At 41.3% G+C, this 18,153-nt stretch carries 15 protein-coding genes and 2 tRNA genes; 11 read left to right on the top strand and 6 right to left on the bottom strand.

Annotation, left to right across the window (positions count from 1 at the left end; genetic code table 11):
- On the bottom strand, positions 1–437 hold a 437-nt coding region (locus QXE01_07055), incomplete at its 3' end, for a CRISPR-associated protein Cas4 (GenBank protein MEM4970992.1).
- A gap of 266 nt (positions 438–703) precedes the next feature.
- Between QXE01_07055 and QXE01_07050 the strand changes: the two genes are divergently transcribed.
- Both QXE01_07050 and QXE01_07045 read left to right on the top strand, forming a co-directional pair.
- A complete protein-coding gene (locus QXE01_07050) occupies positions 704–1,342 on the top strand; it encodes a TrkA C-terminal domain-containing protein (GenBank protein MEM4970991.1) in 639 nt (212 codons plus the stop codon).
- On the top strand, positions 1,339–2,652 hold the full coding sequence (locus QXE01_07045; GenBank protein ID MEM4970990.1) for an amino acid permease: 1,314 nt from the start codon (positions 1,339–1,341) through the stop codon (positions 2,650–2,652). The genes QXE01_07050 and QXE01_07045 overlap by 4 nt, the downstream gene beginning before the upstream one ends.
- Here the strand turns inward: QXE01_07045 and QXE01_07040 are convergent.
- From QXE01_07040 to QXE01_07020, 5 genes are all read right to left on the bottom strand, one after another.
- Positions 2,593–3,339: a mechanosensitive ion channel gene (locus QXE01_07040; GenBank protein ID MEM4970989.1), complete on the bottom strand. Its 747-nt coding sequence runs from the start codon at positions 3,337–3,339 to the stop codon at positions 2,593–2,595. The two genes, QXE01_07045 and QXE01_07040, sit on opposite strands and share 60 nt — an antisense overlap.
- A 364-nt stretch (positions 3,340–3,703) precedes the next feature.
- Positions 3,704–6,391, bottom strand: a complete 2,688-nt coding sequence (locus QXE01_07035; GenBank protein ID MEM4970988.1) for an ATP-dependent helicase — start codon at positions 6,389–6,391, stop codon at positions 3,704–3,706.
- Positions 6,392–6,480: 89 nt separating this feature from the next.
- Positions 6,481–7,755, bottom strand: a complete 1,275-nt coding sequence (locus QXE01_07030) for an Nramp family divalent metal transporter (GenBank protein ID MEM4970987.1) — start codon at positions 7,753–7,755, stop codon at positions 6,481–6,483.
- A 136-nt stretch (positions 7,756–7,891) separates the two neighbouring features.
- Positions 7,892–7,985, bottom strand: a tRNA-Arg gene (locus tag QXE01_07025).
- Positions 7,986–8,233: 248 nt separating this feature from the next.
- Positions 8,234–8,310: transfer RNA gene (locus QXE01_07020), tRNA-Ala, on the bottom strand.
- Positions 8,311–8,545: 235 nt separating this feature from the next.
- Between QXE01_07020 and QXE01_07015 the strand changes: the two genes are divergently transcribed.
- The 9 genes from QXE01_07015 (at position 8,546) to QXE01_06975 (ending at position 17,978) form a co-directional block, all read left to right on the top strand.
- Complete coding sequence (locus tag QXE01_07015; protein MEM4970986.1) at positions 8,546–9,826, top strand: transposase; 1,281 nt, start codon at positions 8,546–8,548, stop codon at positions 9,824–9,826.
- Positions 9,827–9,911: 85 nt separating this feature from the next.
- The gene (locus tag QXE01_07010; GenBank protein MEM4970985.1) at positions 9,912–10,700 is read left to right on the top strand and encodes a creatininase family protein; all 789 of its coding nucleotides are present in this window, start codon (positions 9,912–9,914) and stop codon (positions 10,698–10,700) included.
- 91 nt (positions 10,701–10,791) lie between these two features.
- Positions 10,792–11,781: a replication factor C small subunit gene (locus QXE01_07005; protein ID MEM4970984.1), complete on the top strand. Its 990-nt coding sequence runs from the start codon at positions 10,792–10,794 to the stop codon at positions 11,779–11,781.
- Positions 11,762–13,186 (top strand): replication factor C large subunit, encoded by a 1,425-nt coding sequence (locus QXE01_07000; GenBank protein ID MEM4970983.1) that lies wholly within the window; start codon positions 11,762–11,764, stop codon positions 13,184–13,186. Before QXE01_07005 ends, QXE01_07000 begins: the two co-directional genes overlap by 20 nt.
- A 1-nt stretch (position 13,187) precedes the next feature.
- Entirely contained in the window at positions 13,188–13,727 is a 540-nt protein-coding gene (locus QXE01_06995; GenBank protein ID MEM4970982.1) for a THUMP domain-containing protein, read from the top strand.
- Between the two features lie 385 nt (positions 13,728–14,112).
- Positions 14,113–15,189, top strand: a complete 1,077-nt coding sequence (locus tag QXE01_06990; GenBank protein MEM4970981.1) for a phosphate uptake regulator PhoU — start codon at positions 14,113–14,115, stop codon at positions 15,187–15,189.
- Positions 15,190–15,378: 189 nt separating this feature from the next.
- Positions 15,379–16,404, top strand: coding sequence for an RsmB/NOP family class I SAM-dependent RNA methyltransferase (locus QXE01_06985; GenBank protein ID MEM4970980.1), 1,026 nt, complete (start codon positions 15,379–15,381; stop codon positions 16,402–16,404).
- 181 nt (positions 16,405–16,585) lie between these two features.
- Positions 16,586–17,002: a PadR family transcriptional regulator gene (locus QXE01_06980; protein ID MEM4970979.1), complete on the top strand. Its 417-nt coding sequence runs from the start codon at positions 16,586–16,588 to the stop codon at positions 17,000–17,002.
- Entirely contained in the window at positions 16,989–17,978 is a 990-nt protein-coding gene (locus tag QXE01_06975) for an ATP-binding cassette domain-containing protein (protein ID MEM4970978.1), read from the top strand. Before QXE01_06980 ends, QXE01_06975 begins: the two co-directional genes overlap by 14 nt.
- The last annotated feature ends 175 nt before the right edge of the window (positions 17,979–18,153 follow it).

Here is an 18,153-nt window from a genome sequence, read left to right as displayed (position 1 = left end):
TTATAGAGTCTCGCCTGATCTATATGATGCTCAAGAGGAATCCTAGCATCACTCCTAGAACTCTTTATCTCAACACCTATTCTATCCCCCCCAATCTCTAAAATTATATCACATCTACCCCTAACCTCTACTTCTCTCCCATCTGGAAGCACGATTCTTTTTGACCCCTCCACCTCGGTCAAAACCGTTCCAAGATCTACCTTGCTCTTGATCAATTCCTCCAAACCTATATGTATTAGATCTCCCATAATAGCGCTTGGAGAGAAGATATGGGAAAGGGAAATCTCGGGATAGATCATCTCATACTCCCTTTTAAGAGGGCATCTAACAAGATCTGTGATCCAGAACACATTACCCTCTCTTTTTCTCTCCTCAATAGCCTCTTTTTTAACTCTATATAGAAGAGATATTATATCAAAACCCTCGAAACCAATCACTAAATCCTCCCCCAATGCTTATTAAACCCTAATTTAATATGTTAGCTCTATTCATAGCCATAGGAGGGCTATTTCAGCAGCAACATCGATCAAAGGACTATCAAAGGTGATAGGTGGTCAGGAATCCCGTTAAACTCCTCTAAGTCCTAAAAGACCTAGGTTTCTACCAAAATATCATGATCTACTTCTCACCATGAAGGGCTAGGATTGTAGTTATAAAGCTAATATAGAAGTTCACCCCGTATATATTGTGGGAAAGCCTGGTAATGAGTATAGCTCGCAGAGCCTTGATCCTAGATAGTGGTGACGAAGCATCTATTCATATTGCAGATATACTATCTAATAATGGCTATATAGTCCATATACTCACTAATGAGGAAGACGCTAAAAGATATCTCGAGAAGCCTGTATATATCCATATAATTAAGCAGGAAGGAATAGGCGAGGAGCTGGAGAAAAGTATTAATGAGGTTGAAGTAGCATTCTTAATATCCCTTGACGAAAAACTAAATATTTCACTAGGAAAGATATTGAGATCAAGGGGTATACCAATAGTCGTTGTAATGGTAAGAAGTTCTGATACAGAGGAGCTTGCACGGGAAGAGGGTATGATCCCGGTAAATATTACGAGAAATTTGGTTGAGGAACTAATTAACATACTTAAACTCAGATTCTCGAAATTCGTTCCTATAGACGGATCGCTAGGCCTTCTAACACTCTCTATAGCGTCAGATTCAAAGCTCTTGGGAAAATCATTATCCGAGATTGAGGATAAATATGTTGTGAAAGCCCTTATACTTAGGGAGGGCAGATTTATAAGGGATCCTGATTCGGTGGTGCAAGAAGGAGATACTATAGTTGCAATCGGCAGATCTGATGATCTTAGAGAGTTGGCTTCACAGTGAGTAGAAGGGAATGGTTAAGAAGAGAGCTTGGAACACTAGATCTATATTCCCTTGTTCATGCAGATTCCCAGTCAACCTTCTATCTAGCTGTGGGTTTCATACTAGCACTTGGAGGCAGGGAATCTTTCTTCATAAGCCTCTACGCCATAGCTCTTATGATATCTATAGCCCTTGTATATGGAGAGGTTGGTTCGCGATTCCCCGAAGCAGGAGGATCATATCTATATGTTAAACAGGCTATGGGGAGATCGATTGGTTTTCTCTCGGCATGGCTTCTTATGATCGATCAGGCTATAATGATTAGCTACGGCACACTAGATGCTTCTAAATATCTACTCACATATATGGGTATAGAGAATATCCCCATCCAGATACCAGCCTTTTTAATGTCTCTATGCCTCTACATACTAACCCTTCTCGGGATCAGAGAGAGTGCTAGGGTAGCGATGTCTATAGCAATTATGGACTTTCTAGTTATAGGTGTACTCTTAATAGGTGTGAACCTCTCTTTAGGAATAGGATCGACACCCCCCTATTTTAAATGGAGTGCTGTGGAGCCACTAGATATCCTCACGGCTCTCTCCATAGCTTCTAGAGGATTCACCGGGGTAGATGCGATTGGACAATTAGCTGGCGAGACTAGAGAACCCCTCCTACAGATCCCCAGGGCTACATTTCTTGTTGCATCAATAGGCACTATATATAGCATTTTCCTAGTCTCTATATTGATGGATAGGATAAGTTATAGCTCCTTAGCCTCGGATCCTTCATTGGCAATCATGCTTATAGCTGAGAATACTCCATATATCTCTATACTCATGGCTCCTCTAGTAGTAATTAATATAGCTGTTATAATGCTGATGGCATCTCTAGCAGGATATATAGCCTTCTCAAGGCTTGCTTACATCCTCTCCAAAGATTCACTAGTACCCCACATACTAGTTACCCTTCACCCAAGATATAGAACACCATATATCTCTCTAACCCTAGCCTTCCTCATATCAATAGCATTTATACTTCCAGGAGAGCTAAGCTTTATCTTAGAGGTATATGCCATAGGATCTCTAGCAAACTATTTCATAGTATCTATAGCGCTCTGGATAATAACCAAGAGAGGGGAGCTATATGGAGGGCTTGCAGGGCCAAAAATATATGGTGTTCCTCTAACCTCTCTAATAGCTGTTTTATTAACATTGTTCGGACTAGCTATAAATATTATAGTTAAATGGAAGTATATATGGATCCTCGCTCTATGGATTGTTGCCGGCCTCATAATCTACCTTACTTTTGGGAAAGAGAAGACTGTATAGCTTATCTAAAATCGTATATCTGATCTCCTCTTGCTTCCTAGGATCCTTTATAGATCCTCTAATCGAGAGGGTAATTTCAGAAGCCTCTATAGCCTCTATATCTAGCCTAATATTAGAGAGCCCAAGATCCGCTGCTATCCTATTTAACTCCTTCCTAATCTCCTCTAGATCTACATGGCGATTCAAGGTTATAGTGATCCTAAAATCATAGCCCTCCTCAACCTTCGCCCTTTTAAAAGGTGTGTGGGCAAACATCGTATAGGGAACATATATAAGACCCCTTCTAATATCCCTTATAATAACATTTGTATCATCTAGAGCAGCTATATACCCCTTTATATCTCCGATCTCAACATAATCACCAACCCTAAGATCAAATGTCTTTGACGCAAAAATCCCTGTTATATATTCCTCTAGCACATGCCTAGCACCTATTATAATTACTAAAAAGCTAATCACGAATAGTGAGAAGATCAGGACAAAGATCTCATGAGCTCCATGAATAAACGCTGTAAAAGCTAAGAAGAGAGATATTGAGAGAAGGGCTATTGATATCCTTGCAATTATTAAGAACTCCTTACCAAGTATTCTTATTACATGCCTAAATAACAGTAAATTCGAGAAAACATATAGAAGTATAGATGCTACACCCGCTATAATATATATAATATATTCTTCCAAAGCCAACACTGCCACCTACCATCATATCCATAGATCTCTATATAACTATTATCATCAGATAGATTAAATGCATTGACTAAGTGTTGACCGTTTATTCGAGAGTGGTTTGAGCCACCCTCGGGTTAATCAGTCTCCCCTAGGCAAGCTACGGTGATTCAGCCACCCTCGCCTATCCGAAGGTTACTGATAAGCATGTATCCTCCCAAGGTTTATAAAGATATATGAGCATAGCTAATAGCCCTGGAAGGTCTAAAACAATCCTAAAACATCGTAAACAATGTTTCTACTCCACTATACATTACAGAGCTATAAGAGCCTGGGAATGAAAGGTTATAGAAGATGCTTAAGAAAATCTCATCATAATTAATTACTACTGTGTCTGGGACACCTTTTGGGGTGAAATTGCTTTTCTAAGTACTATTCCCTTCTCTCTTAATACATCAACTATGCTTTCGTGGAACTTAGCTAAGATCTTCCTCTTATCCTCCATAAGCACTATATCGCTTATTCCAGCAGCTACTATTGAATGTGCTAGGGGGGAAGGAGCTTTTGCTCCTTCAGGGTTTTCAAAATACTTTGTCTTTATCTCTCCATCTAGGAGTTTCCTTATAACTAACTTGGCATTCTCTATATCCATGTGATCCTCAAGAATCTCTCTATATGTCTCCTCTATCACAGGAAATCTATCCATCTCCTCCACTATTTTTATAAGTGTCTCAGCATTGATCTGTCTGTTTTGTAGGCTTATCTCCTTCCCCCTAAATCTCTTAAGTATCATGAAGCTTCTCTCAGCACAGTGCCTGAATCTCTTCTTAAACATCTCGGTTCTTCTAACAACCTTTCTCATCGTTTCTTCTAGATTCTCAGGTCTTACTAAGTATATGGTTTTCAGGATATGCTCCTCATTCACACCAACGATCCTTGGAAATGTTATCATAAAGCCATTATCTGTTACAGTTATCCTTATATTCTCATTAAAGAGTTCTCCAAGATGATATGCATATGCCCTAGAAAGTACATCGTTAACTCTTCTTCCAAAGAGGCTATGGAAGATTATATGCTCAGTCCTTGCCTCGGGATCTATCCATCTTTCAATCATAATCAGCTTATCAGATGGCATGATCCAGCCTGTGTAATATAGATGCTCCAGAAAATATTCAACTATGTTCTCAGCCGCATGCCTCTCTAGCATATAATTCTTCATGAGATATTCAATAACAGGCTCTGGATCTTCTAGATGCTTTTGAAGCATATCAGCTACCTCCCTCCTAAATCTGCCCACCTCCAAGGCTGAATCAAATGCTAGCGGAAGCATCTCGGAGAACCAGCTTGGAACGGTAGGCCTCTGCCCATCAGCAGGTCTAACATAGATCCTATCCCCCTCAGATCTTATAACCTGGTACGCCCTTCCCCCCAACACGAATATGTCTTCAGGCTCTAAGATCTCCGCGAATCCCTCATCGAGATCTCCTACATATCCCCTTCCCTCGGAGATCACCCTTATCTTAGCCTCATCAGGTATAGCACCTGAGTTTAAATAGTAAATCATCCTAGCACTTCTCTTCCTCCCAATAGTCCCATCTTCCATCCAAATCTTAGAATATACCTTTGCATATCTATCTATCTCATACCCTCCTGAGAGATACCTCAACACCCTTTCAAAGGTCTCGTAATCGAGATTCCTATATGGATAAGCCCTCCTCACAACCCTGTATATCTCATCAACCCTCCACTTCTTCTCAAGTGACATGCCAACAATATGCTGTGCCAGTACGTCTAGAGGGTTTCTGGGGATCCTCACCCTATCTAGCTTCCTCTCCATAGCAGCTTTAGCTAGAACCGTACACTCCACCAGATCATCTCTATCAACTACGATAAGCCTTCCAAGACTCGTCTGTCTGATATGATGTCCAGCTCTTCCAATCCTTTGGAGAAGCCTTGTAACACTCTTAGGGCTTGATAGGAGTACCACAACATCTATATACCCTATATCTATTCCTAGCTCTAGGCTTGTCGATGAAACAACAACCCTTAGCTCTCCCCTCTTCAGTCTCTCCTCAACATCTAGCCTAACCTCCCTTGATAGACTACTGTGATGAGCCTCTATCTCCTCCACATTTATTTCTGGATCTTTCTCAAAGATCTTTTTAAGCCTATACACAACTTTCTCTGTTGAATGCCTTGTATTAGTGAAAACTAATGTGGTTCTATGCCTCCTTATGAGCTCTGCAAGTGTATCATATATAGCTCTGTTGATCTCTTCGGCCGGCGCCCTTATAAGATCCACCATAGGGCATATAACCCTTATATCTATTGGCTTAGCAAACCTAGCATCAACTATGGTGCACCTCCTATGATTACCTCTATCATCAAAACCTACTAGGAATTCCGCAACCATTTCAAGTGGATATATAGTAGCTGATAAACCTATCCTCTGAGGCTCTCTTCCCGCTAGCTCAACAAGCCTCTCAAGGCTAAGCATTAAATGTGATCCCCTCTTACTCGATGCTAGCTCGTGGATCTCGTCTACTATAACCCATCTTACACTTTTAAGAAGCTCTCGAAACTTAGGAGCAGATAGTGATATAGCAAGGCTCTCAGGTGTGGTTATCAATATATGGGGAGGGGTTTTCAACATCTTCTGCTTCTCATGCGGAGGTGTATCACTAGTCCTCACAGAGACCCTTATATTTGGGGGTTCCATACCGTTTTTCAATAGTATCGAGTTTATCTCGTTCAATGGCTCAAGAAGATTTCTCCTTATATCGTTGTTAAGCGCCCTAAGAGGTGAGACGTATAGGGCATAGATGCTATCACCTAACCCCCCCTTCTCCCACAGCTCGTATAACGTGTCTATAATTGCTAGAAATGCTGCTAAAGTTTTGCCAGTACCCGTAGGACTCGAGATCAGCACATTCTCTCCAGCCTTTATCCTTGGTATAGCCATCCTCTGAGGAGGCGTTAGAGAGCCATATTTACTCTTTAGCCAGCTAGCTATATATGGCCTTAGGAGAGCCATAACCTCTTCATCACCAACATCGTCCTTAGCATATGTTATATGATCTAATGCCAGTTCCGACCCCTATCAATATATTGATAGTCTTGAAGGGTTTAAAGCGAGTATCTCTAAATAACACCTTAACATTTCTAGGCTATTCCGAATAATAGGAATCCTAGGTTTAGCCCTACTATAAATATTGAGCCTATAACTGCTGCTATATTCATATATATTGAATTTCTAAGAGACCCCATTATGCTGCCTCTCGCACTAATGATGGTTACAGGGAGAATTACCGCTGGAAGGAGTAGAGAGAGCACCGCCTGACTATATACTAGAACATCTAGAGGCTTAACACCAATATGAATTGCTATTGCTAGTGGAATCATATTAAATAGCCTAACAAATAACCTTAGCTTCCATGCCTCCAGCTTCTTACCCCACATACTCTCAACGATCTTTTGCCCTGCAAGCACACTCACCATGGAGGATGAGATTCCCGAGGCTATGAGAGCTATGGCAAAGATCGTGGCTGCGCTCCACCCATATAGAGGTTGTAATATCAGATATACTGTATCGATATCAACATCGTGATATCCGTTTCTATAGAATGCATAGTAGGACATTATCTGGATTGCTGCATTTATAATACTTGCTATAGATAGATATGCAATAGTCTCTCTCATATGCCTTTTTAAACTATCATATTTAGGTGTAGAGCTCCATTTCTCAGATGCTAAATATGAGTGTATAAGCACTGCATGGGGCATCACTGTAGCACCTAAAATGCTTATCGCTAGTAGCAGGGCGCTAGCATCCATAGGACCCGGTATGAAGCTGGATCTTATAATCTCGAATGCATCGACCTTAACTATTGCTAGCTCATATATAAGGCTAAAACCGACAATCCCAACTAGAGAGCCTATTATCGTTTCAAACCCAATCCTTCTATCCGCTATAACCATTAAGACAAGCACATCCAACACGGAAACCCACATTGCAACACCAACGCTTAGATCGAGAAGAAGAGATAACCCCAATACTATGCCTAGAAACTCGGCCATATCAGTTGCTATTACAATCGCCAATAATGCAAGGAAATATATAAGCCTTACTATAAAGTAGTATGAGCCATAGAGCCTACGTGATAATGATTCAAATACTATGTCTGTTAAAGATCTAGATAAGGCTATCCCGATCTTTCCAGAGAGATATTGGAACAATATAGCCAAAAGCCCAGAGACCCAGACAACCCATAGCAGGTTAAGACCATGTCTAGATCCGGCTGCTATATTACTTCCAAAGTTACCTGGATCAATATACGCAACAGAAACAACAGTAGCCGGTCCTAGCAATATAGACAGCCTATAGCTTCCCACAGCTCCTCGGCATCTGGCACCACATATATCTTTAGCCTTGTCCAAAATTTTTAGCCTAGGCTAAAATTATCTCAGAGGATAATAAACCTAAACAACATACAGTAAGACAGCTTCTAGGAATAGACACTTATGTTAAGAAGTAAGATTTCTTCCTATGCATGTCATTAGGAGCTCTATATAGTGGCGGGCCCGCGGGGATTTGAACCCCGGACCGCCGGCTCTCTCCTACTACTTAATAGAAGGCCGGCGCTCTATCCTGGCTGAGCTACGGGCCCTCTCCGAAATCACTAATTCCATTAAGGCCCTTATATTTTATGCTACCCTCTATCTGCTCCTATGCTTTAATCAGCACATCTATACGATCTAGTATTAGAAGCATGCCTCCTATTTCTAAAACCTTGGTAAAGGATCTCGATTCTCCTGGAAATTTCAATGACATGATTTGAATTTTTAAACTCCCCTTCTAACTCTTTTAACATTCTATTTAGGCATATGTGATAAGGCTCTTATGATCCTTATTATTTGGTGGACCGGCCGGGATTTGAACCCGGGACCTCTGCCGTGCGAGGGCAGCGCTCTTCCAGGCTGAGCTACCGGCCCACCAAATATTTATTTACTGGGCCAGGGTTATTAAGATAATTTTATATTATTTCCTAGGATCTTCCTGCTATTGAAAATCAATGATCCATTACAACTGAAAGCCTCGTCCTTTAGGGTGGGGATGTTGTTAATGCTTATAAGCTTTGCTCCACAATCCTTTTGGGCCTCGGCGGGCCAACCCTATCTGCTATAACACCCCTATCTCTATGCCCGCGGGGGCCCCGAGCGTGATACCTTGATCAGGGCGGTGATGCTGAGACTACTGCCAGATGAGGTGGCTGAGGAGGGGCTGAGGAAACTATGTGATATATCTTCAAAGCTTTGGAACGAGATCAACTATGCTAGGAGGAGGATGTTCTTCGAAACAAAAAGAGTAGATCTTAAGGCTACATATAAGGAGTTCTATGAGAGGTATAAGAAGTTAATCGGATCTGCTACTACACAGCAGGTTCTGAATAAGAATGATGAGGCCTGGAGGTCGTTCTTCTCGTCTCTGAAGGCTAAGAGGGAGGGTAGGCTACCACCATTCATAAAGAAAGTTAATCCACCTGGATATAGGAAGAGGGGTGGGAGGAGAACACTGTGGAGTGTTCTTAGAAATGATCAATATAAGATTGATGGTGAATATATCGTGATAAAGGGCTTAGGGGCTATAGGATCTATAAGGGTTAGATACTCAGGGAAGATACATGTTTCCGGGAAACAGTGTAGGGCTGAGATACATTATGACCATGATGATAAGAAATGGTATATATACGTATCATACGAGGTTGAGGAGAAGGTGATCAAGGGTAGTAGCTTTAGGATCCCTCTAAAGCCCCTCGGAGATAGAGAGGCTGGCATTGATATAGGCATCAATAATCTCTTGGCTGTATATGTTGATGATGGATCTGCTTTATTGGTTAATGGGAGGCCTTTGAAGGCTATTAGCTTCTACTGGAGGGATAAGATATCAGAGTACCAGAGTATGTTGAATAGATATGGGTTAAAAACATCTAAGAGGCTTAGGAGGATTTATAAGAGGTGGAGGAGGGAGGTAAAGAGCTATATTGATTGGGCTGTTAGGAATACGATAGAATGGCTATACCACAGCGGTGTTAAGAGGATATATGTTGGGTATCCGAAATACGCTTCTCAAGAACCTAATAAGGGTTCTAAGATTAACTTCGAGATTGTCCATATATGGAGCTATGGATATCTATTGAGAAGGCTTAGAGATGTTGCAGAGGAATATGGGATAGAGGTTGAACATGTAGATGAGGAAAACACATCGAGAACATGCCCAATATGCAGAACTATAGAGAATCATGAGAGAATATCGAGAGGACTGTTCAAATGCTACAAACATCACAGGGTATTCAACGCAGACCTCGTGGGGGCATTCAACATACTAGCTAAAAAGAAGTCCATAACCCCGAGCCCCACACTATGCGGGGTAGGGGTAACACGCCTAAGACCGGGCGCGAGGCTGAACCGAGCAATAGCTCGGGATGTAGCCCAAACCTCCCCGCTCTAGAGGGAACCCACGCCCTTCAGGGCGGGGAGGAGGTCAGAGCTATTTTAATTAATATCTTGTGCTTGGATAATTATTGATGATTAATATGCCTAGATATATGTGGAGGGATCTTAGCTGGCGTGAGTTCAGAGATCTCTGTGTAAGGGATGATTGTGTTGCCGTTGTTCCATGTGGATCTATTGAGCAGCATGGCTTTCACCTCCCTCTAGGCACAGATCTTAGCATAGCTGTTTCTCTCTCAGAAAAGGCTGTTAGCGAGGCCTGGAAAGCTGGCTATAAGGTTTTATTAGCTGAGCCAATCTCTATAGGTGTTTCTGATATGTGGTCAGGGAATCCTGGGACGCTATGGGTTTCAATAGACTCTTTTATATCATATGTGAAAGACTATATATCCTCGATCTTTAAGAATAATATTAAGAGAGTCATAGTTGTTAATGCACATGGAGGAAACTCGGACCCGCTTAAAGTAGCGCTTAAATCTGCTACAAGCAATTTTGAATCAAGCTATAGAGCTTATCTAATCAACTACTGGGAGTTTGTTGGAGACATAATAGATAGGGTATTCACCAACCCCTTTTTCCATGCAGATGAGGTTGAGACCTCCATAGCTAGCTCCCTAGGTGTTGAGATCAAATTAGAGGGGAAGGATATACCATATGAATCTATTAGAAGACCATATAGTGAGGAATGGCATAGCCTATCCCTTGAAAAAAGACCTAAAATCTATTTCTTCTACAGAGAAGGTGAATCTCTAGAAATAGGCGCCTTTGGAGAGCCGGGAAAATATTCGTCGGAAAAAGGCGATATAGTTGTTAAAGCATTTGTAGAGAGATTCATCAAATTGCTAGAGGAATTCAGAAAAGGTAGACTATAATCTATAATACTAACCTTTTCCCCACTCTAAAGGGCAGATGCTCTCAGTTGTAAATAAATGTCTCTCAAACTAGTTTTTCTTGGGCATCAGGATGTCTGAGGAGTTAGCACAACTTCTATGGACAGAGAAATATAGGCCAAGAACCCTTGATGATGTTGTTAACCAGAGCGATATAGTTGCAAGGCTCAAAGTATTTGTGAAGGAGAAGAACATGCCACATCTACTCTTTACAGGTCCACCAGGTGTTGGAAAGACAACTGTTGCACTAGCCCTTGTCCATGATCTATATGGTGAGGATTATAGAAGATACGTGCTAGAGATGAATGCATCTGATGAGAGAGGTATAGATGTGATAAGAACTAAGGTGAAGGAATTCGCAAGATCGGTTGTTGTTGGTGATGTACCATTTAAAGTTGTGATCCTAGATGAGGCGGATAACATGACAGCAGATGCTCAGCAAGCCCTTAGAAGACTTATGGAGATGTATGTTTCAACCACAAGATTTATACTCATGGCTAACTATTCATCAAAAATTATAGAGCCTATACAGAGTAGATGTGCGGTCTTTAGATTCAGCCCCCTCTCTAGGGAGGATGTTGTTGGAAGACTAAAAATGATCTCTGAGAAGGAGGGGGTAAAATATGATCCCGAGGCTCTAGATGCTATATATGACATAACTGAGGGTGATATGAGGAGGGCTATAAATATACTCCAGGCTGCAGCAGCACTTGGAAAGGTAACCGTTTCCTCTGTATATAAGGTTGTTGGACTTGCACATCCTAAGGAGATAAGGGAGATGATCCAACTGGCGCTTAGCGGGAACTTCAGCGAGGCTAGGGAGAGGCTTAGAAAGATAATGATAGACTATGGTCTCTCAGGCATCGATGTGATCAAACAGATCCATAAGGAGATCTTCGACCCAGATATAAAGATTGATGAGGAGTTGAGAGTATATATAGCGGACTATGCTGGAGAAATCAATTATAGACTTATAGAGGGTGCTGATGATGAAATACAGCTTAACGCCTTCCTAGCCAGACTAGTCCTACTGGGGAAGAGGCTTGGCAGCTACAAGAGCTAGCCAATATATTCCTTGGATCATTAAGTATAGACCTAAAACACTTTCAGAATATGTAGATCAGGATGAGGCTAAGGGCAAGCTGATTGAGTGGATCAAAAAGTTCCCAAATGTAGAGAATAAAGCTGTACTTCTCTACGGACCCCCGGGTGTGGGGAAAACAACGCTTGTAGAGTGTATAGCTAGGGATCTCGGTTATGAGCTTTTAGAGATGAATGCAAGTGATTTCAGAAGAATGCAGGATATAGAGAGGGTAGCTATATCAGCATCGGATAAGGGAGGTCTTTTCGGTAGAAAGAGGCTGATACTTCTAGATGAGGTAGATGGCATAAATACTAGAGCTGATATAGGAGGGTTGGAAGCGGTGCTTAGACTTATAGAGGTAACCAGGGTTCCGGTGATAATGACTGCTAACGATCCGTGGTCCCCTACTCTAAGGCCTCTGAGAAACTCGGCGTTAGCGATAGAGCTTAAAAAGCTATCCGAGGGCAATGTGATTAAGGTTCTGAGGAGGATCTGCTCCTCTGAGGGTCTTGAATGTGATGAAGAGGCTCTTAAAGAGATAGCTAGAAGATCTGAGGGGGATTTGAGATCAGCTATAAATGATCTCGAGAGTGTCGCTAGAGGGAATAAGAAGATCAGCCTTGAAATTGTGAGAGCTATACTTGGGTATAGGGATAGAGAGAGAAACCCCTTCGAAACCTTGGGCAGGATCTTCAGTGCTAAAAGCGCAAGAGCAGCTAGAGCTGCGGCTGCAAGCACACAGCTAGATAACGATATGCTGATGCAATGGATAAACGAGAATATTCCTGCGCAGATGCAGGATCCAGAGGATCTTTGGAGAGCATATGAAGCCCTATCGAGAGCCGATATGTATATGGGGAGGATAATCAAGACCGGGAATTGGGATCTGCTCTCCTATGCAATGGATATGATGAGCGCTGGCGTAGCTATGGCTAAGAAGAGTCAGGAGAGGAGATGGGTTAGCTATAGATTCCCCGAGAAGATAAGGCATATGGCTAGAAGTAAAGAAAGTAGGGAGGTGAGGGATATGCTAGCCCAGCTAATAGCTTCGCACGACCATATATCCACAGCAACTGCTAAGAAGGATGTAATACCATATCTAATGATTATCTTCCGAAATAATCCAGCAGAGGCTGCAAAAATAGCTCTTGGTATGATGATGAGCAACTCAATCATAGAATACCTAGCCGGCCCAAGGGCTAAGGAGGTTATATCATATATGAAGGAGCTGGAGAAAAAGATCCATGAAAAAGGGGCTAAAGAGCTAAAGCCCGAGACACCGAAAAAAGCAGAGGCGAAGGAGAAAGCTATCGATAAAGGCCTGCAACCCCAAAAAGAGGAGAAACCTAGAAAGGGGGCTGGGCTAGATAGGTTTATCAAATAACATGGAATGCCCCAAGATCATTATAACTGCTAAGGCTGGTAAAGAGGATAGGGTTAAGGAAGAGTTAGAAGATCTACTATATAAGTTGGATCCTAATATCCTGGTTAAGAAAACCAGATATAGGGATCTCCTTGAGATCTTTTCTAGAGTAGATGCAGACAGGCTTTTCCGGGAGATCAGAGAAAGACCTCCATATGCATCCCTAAGAGCAGTTAAAGTAGACCTATGCATAGATACTGAGATCAAAAAGATCATAGACACCTGTATAGAGCTTCTTAAACGCGTCTCAGAGAAGGGAGAAAGGAAAATTAGAGTCGAATGTTCTAAGAGAGGAAGCTATGTAGAAAGCTGTAAAGCAATAGAGATCGCAGTAGGCACCGCTATAGAGAGATCGGGGATAGCAAAGATAGACCTTAAAAAACCAACTGATGTAATAAAGATCGAGATAATAGATGATCTTGCTTATATAGGGGTAATGCATCCGGGCTCAGATAAGCTCCACAGGATAGATAGATCATTATATGAAAGATCTCAGATGTGATGAGCCTTGTTTAAACAGTGCTAAGACGCTATTTATGTTTAATAAGAGCCTTAAATAGTATTAATGAAGGTTAAAGCATTTCTCCCTATGCTTTCATATGTAAAACCTAATATAGCAGGGAGTTTATACCTAGTATAGATAAGACCATTATTGATTTATTCAAGCCCATGTTATCTTCTATCTACTTAACATCTATAATAGTTACTTGAAAATACTCCATATGTTAATTACTTAATTGTTTTTGCTGTATACATCTATTGGAGCTATATAAAGGCTATCATGGCCTGGTATATATCTAGGTACTACTAGAAAGGACTGTTTATAAGATAATTAAGCTGGATATATATAAATACCCTTAAAATTATATTAGTATTGGGGGATTAGGGTGAGTAGTGAGATAGAGGCTAGAAGGGTTCAGAGGTTCGGTAGATCCACCTTAATGGTGTCGCTACCAGCTGAATGGGTTAGAGATGTTGGGTTAAAGCCTGGGGATACTGTAACGATTACTGTGGAGGAGGATAAATCCCTCAGAATATATCCTGCTTTTACAAAGGTAGAGAAAGAGAGAAAGATAACACTTAAGATCTCGAAATATACTAAAAGCTCGCTAATAGATAAATGCTTAGAAGCTGCATATAGCCTTGGATATGATGTTATAACTGTGGAGGTTGTAGATGGTTCTCTAGAAGAGGAGCAGCTTAAGACTCTTAGGGGCTTTGTGAAGGAGTTAATAGGCGCTGAGATCATAGACCATACGCCTACACGTGTTATCATACAGATCTTCGTGGATCCCACAAAGCACTCGATAAGCGGTATAATCTCTAGAATGACAAGCCTGATCAAATATATGATCCAATACCTGGGGCATTTAATGGTTGAGAGAAAGCTACACTTTGTAGATGAGATATTAGAGCTTAGAAGAGAGCTTACAAGGTTCTACATGTTATCTATGAGGCAAACATTCCTAGGGCAGATAGATAGAAGCTATGGCAGGTTATTAGAGGTGAAGAGCTATATGCTTCCGAGATATAGGAGCATAGCTAGATCTCTAGACCTTATAGGTGAGGCTATGGCTAACATAGCGCTATACCTAAAGAGTTTAAAGCCTGAGGAATTTGAAGAGGTTTCAAAGAGAATGGTGGAGATTAAAGAGCTTCTAGATCTCTTCCAAGTCTCTCTAGAGAGATCTATTGAGAGTATTGAGAAAGCCAATGTCATCGAGGCATTCAACACATTATCGCTTGGCGAGGAGTTCTACAACCATGTAACTAGATATATAGAGAGGACATTAAAGGAGAATGCTGGCAAACCTTATTATCAGATCATAAGGGAGATCGTTGAGATCCTCAGAAGATCCTCCCTAGATATGAAGGTAATAACATCCGTAGGCTTCGATCTAGCTATTGAGAGATCCGGCGGGGTTATAGATCTATCAAGCGGGGAAGCAATAAAGATCGTCTAGCTTTTTATTCACAGAATACAAGCTAAGCTTTTATAGGGGATAGAATATTTGGTAAACCTAATCGATATTTTAGCAAGTGTGCTCTATTTAATTGAGAGTAGAAATCTCTCTATTGATGTTGCATTCAAACATGTTTGTAAAGGTAGACTATGTGCGGATAACCTGTATGAGAGGGAAAGAATCTATAGGTTGACTAGAGAATTTATTACTAATGTTATTAAGCTGAGATGCATATATGGAAATGCTTCTAGGAAAAAGCTTGCTAAGATCTTTTTATCAGGCCTTTACAATGATGCAGAGAAAACTAGAGATCTAGAGCCGTGGTGCCTGTATTCAGTTCCTGAGTGGCTTTATAGAGAGATGAAAGATCTTGTTGGGAATGAGGTTAATAATATGTTTAAATCTATGTTAGAAAGGATATGGTGGCTCAGGTTAAATACCCTTAAAGCTCCTGAAGAGAGGATCTTAAGGATCCTTGAGGAGGAGGCTGTTGTTGAACGGGATAGAGATCTTTGGTATCTATATAGAGTTATAGATGTTAAGAAACCTGTAAGACTATTGAAAGCGGTTAAACTCGGAATGGCAATACCTCAGGATAAGGCCTCATGCATGGTTGTTGAAGCCCTTAAGCCTAGGCAAGGAGATGCTATTCTTGATATGACAGCAGCTCCAGGTGTGAAAACATCGCTTATAGCTATGCTCACAGAAGGTAAAGCTAAAATCGTGGCCACAGATATCTCTAAGAGAAGAGTAATAGCTATGAAGAACCTTCTTAAGAAGCTCGGAGCTTTAGACTATATAGATATAGTTATAGCAGACTCTAGATCTCCCCCACATAATAGATCATTCGATAAGATACTTCTAGACGCTCCATGCTCATCCTCAGGATCAATATCAAAGGATCCAGCAATAAGGCTTCACCTATTAAAAAGAGGTAAGATAGAGTATTACTCTACAATTCAGCGTGAGCTTCTAGACAAGGCATTAGATCTAGCTAAGGAGGTTGTGTACGCAACATGCTCTATACTTCCAGAAGAGGGGGAAGAGGTGATAGAAAGTATTAGGAATAGGGCAAAACCTATAGATCCGGGGATAAACGCGTTGAAGGGATATGCTAAATATAGTGTTGGAAATTCTGTGGCAAGACTCTTCCCACATACCCATATGTCTGAAGGATTCTTTATAGCGAAGCTAGTACCTATGAAGACCATTTAGTATAAGCCTTTACCATAATTATTTAAAATTTAGTTCCATAATGATATACTAGATATTTAAAATCATTAGAGGTGATCTTCCTAGATATTGATTAGGATAACGAAGAATCCTTGTAACATAGTTTATAACCCCCGATATATAAGATATATCTAGATATATCTTGAAGAAGGGGATAACAAAGTTGTTGATCCTATACCTTCTCCTAAGAGATGGGGAGATGCACGGCTATGAGCTAATGAAAAGAATAAGAATAGAGACAAAAGGCTCTATATCGCCAAGCCCTGGGAATATCTATCCCTCCCTCCACGAGCTAGCTTCTAAGGGCTTTGTAACTGTTAAAAGCGATGAGACAGGGAGAAAGATATATAGTTTAACTGAAAAGGGTAGGGAGGCTATATTGAAGAAGAGGGAATTCATCGAGAATCTCCTGAGGTCAGGGCCCTCAGAGGTTATACCTATTTTAGAGGATATACACGCTATTATAGCCGGTATTATGAGTAGGTGGAGGTGTATGGAGAAAGCTAGGAAAGAGGAGTTCCTATTAGAGCTGAGGAGGCTTAGAAGCTATATCGAGGCGAAAGATAATGTGGGTTGTTGAGGTAGAGGATCTACATAAAATCTATCCAGGAGGTGTAAAGGCCCTTAATGGCATCTCTTTTAGAGTCTCTAAGGGGGAGATCTACTCTATACTAGGACCGAATGGTGCTGGAAAAACAACTGCAATGAAGATCATAGCCACACTGCTTAAACCAACATCTGGAAGGGTATCTGTGATGGGTATAGATGTAACATCAAACCCAGATGCTGTTAGAAAGATCATAGGATATGTTCCACAGGATCTCTCAGCAGATGACGAGCTAACAGGGATTGAAAACGTTATGCTCCAAGCAAGGCTATACGGGATATCCAAGGGAGAGGCTAGGAGGAGAGCAATGGAGCTCCTAGAGATGGTCGGCTTAAGGGATGCAGCCAATAGAGTCGTTCGGAGCTATAGTGGGGGTATGAGGAGGAGGCTAGAGCTTGCTATGGGCCTAGTTAATGATCCCGAGCTACTTATCCTAGATGAGCCAACGCTGGGGCTTGATGTTCAATCAAGGTTAGCACTATGGGACTATATTAAAAGGCTTAAAAATGAGAGGGGATTAACGATACTTATGACAACCCATTATATGGATGAGGCTGATAAGCTAAGCAATAGGGTAGCAATCATAGATCGTGGGAGGATAGTTGTAGAAGGATCTCCCGAGGAGCTTAAGTCAAGAATAGGAGGTGATGTTATAATGGTAAAAATCTCTAAGCCCTCACAAGATATCATAGAAAAGATAAAGGCTGTTGAAGGGGTTCTAAACGTAGATCTAGTTGAGAATATAGTGAGGATCAAAGTAGAATCTGCTGAGAAAACAATGGCAAGACTTCTAGGTGTACTAAGCAGCATTGATACAGACGTTGAGAGTATATCGATAACAAGGCCAACCCTAGATCAGGTGTTTGTAGAATATACTGGGAGAATGTTTAGGGATGAAGAGCCGAGTGATATTAGGAAACAGCTTATTGTGTGGAGGAGGAGAAGATGATCAGGGAAACAGTTGCTTTATATGAGAGGGAGATGATCAAGTGGTTTAGGCAGAAGGTACAACTTGTATTCATAGTAGTGATCCCCCTTATGTGGATGGGGCTATTCGGTAAGAGCCTGAACTTCTCAGTTCTCTTCAGAATCCCCGATATACCTGGGGCTGAGCAGCTTAGGAG

This window comes from Sulfolobales archaeon, assembly GCA_038897115.1.
In the GTDB taxonomy this organism is placed as follows: Archaea; Thermoproteota; Thermoprotei_A; order Sulfolobales; family AG1; genus AG1.
Note: the sequence above shows the minus strand (reverse complement) of the source record. Positions and strands in the feature narration are given on the sequence as shown.

Coding starts and splice junctions, on each gene's coding strand:
- QXE01_06975 (MEM4970978.1), top strand. CDS start 16,989: ATGTGGGTTGTTGAGGTAGAGGATCTACATAAAATCTATCCAGGAGGT.
- QXE01_07010 (MEM4970985.1), top strand. CDS start 9,912: ATGCCTAGATATATGTGGAGGGATCTTAGCTGGCGTGAGTTCAGAGAT.
- QXE01_06995 (MEM4970982.1), top strand. CDS start 13,188: ATGGAATGCCCCAAGATCATTATAACTGCTAAGGCTGGTAAAGAGGAT.
- QXE01_07050 (MEM4970991.1), top strand. CDS start 704: ATGAGTATAGCTCGCAGAGCCTTGATCCTAGATAGTGGTGACGAAGCA.
- QXE01_07005 (MEM4970984.1), top strand. CDS start 10,792: ATGTCTGAGGAGTTAGCACAACTTCTATGGACAGAGAAATATAGGCCA.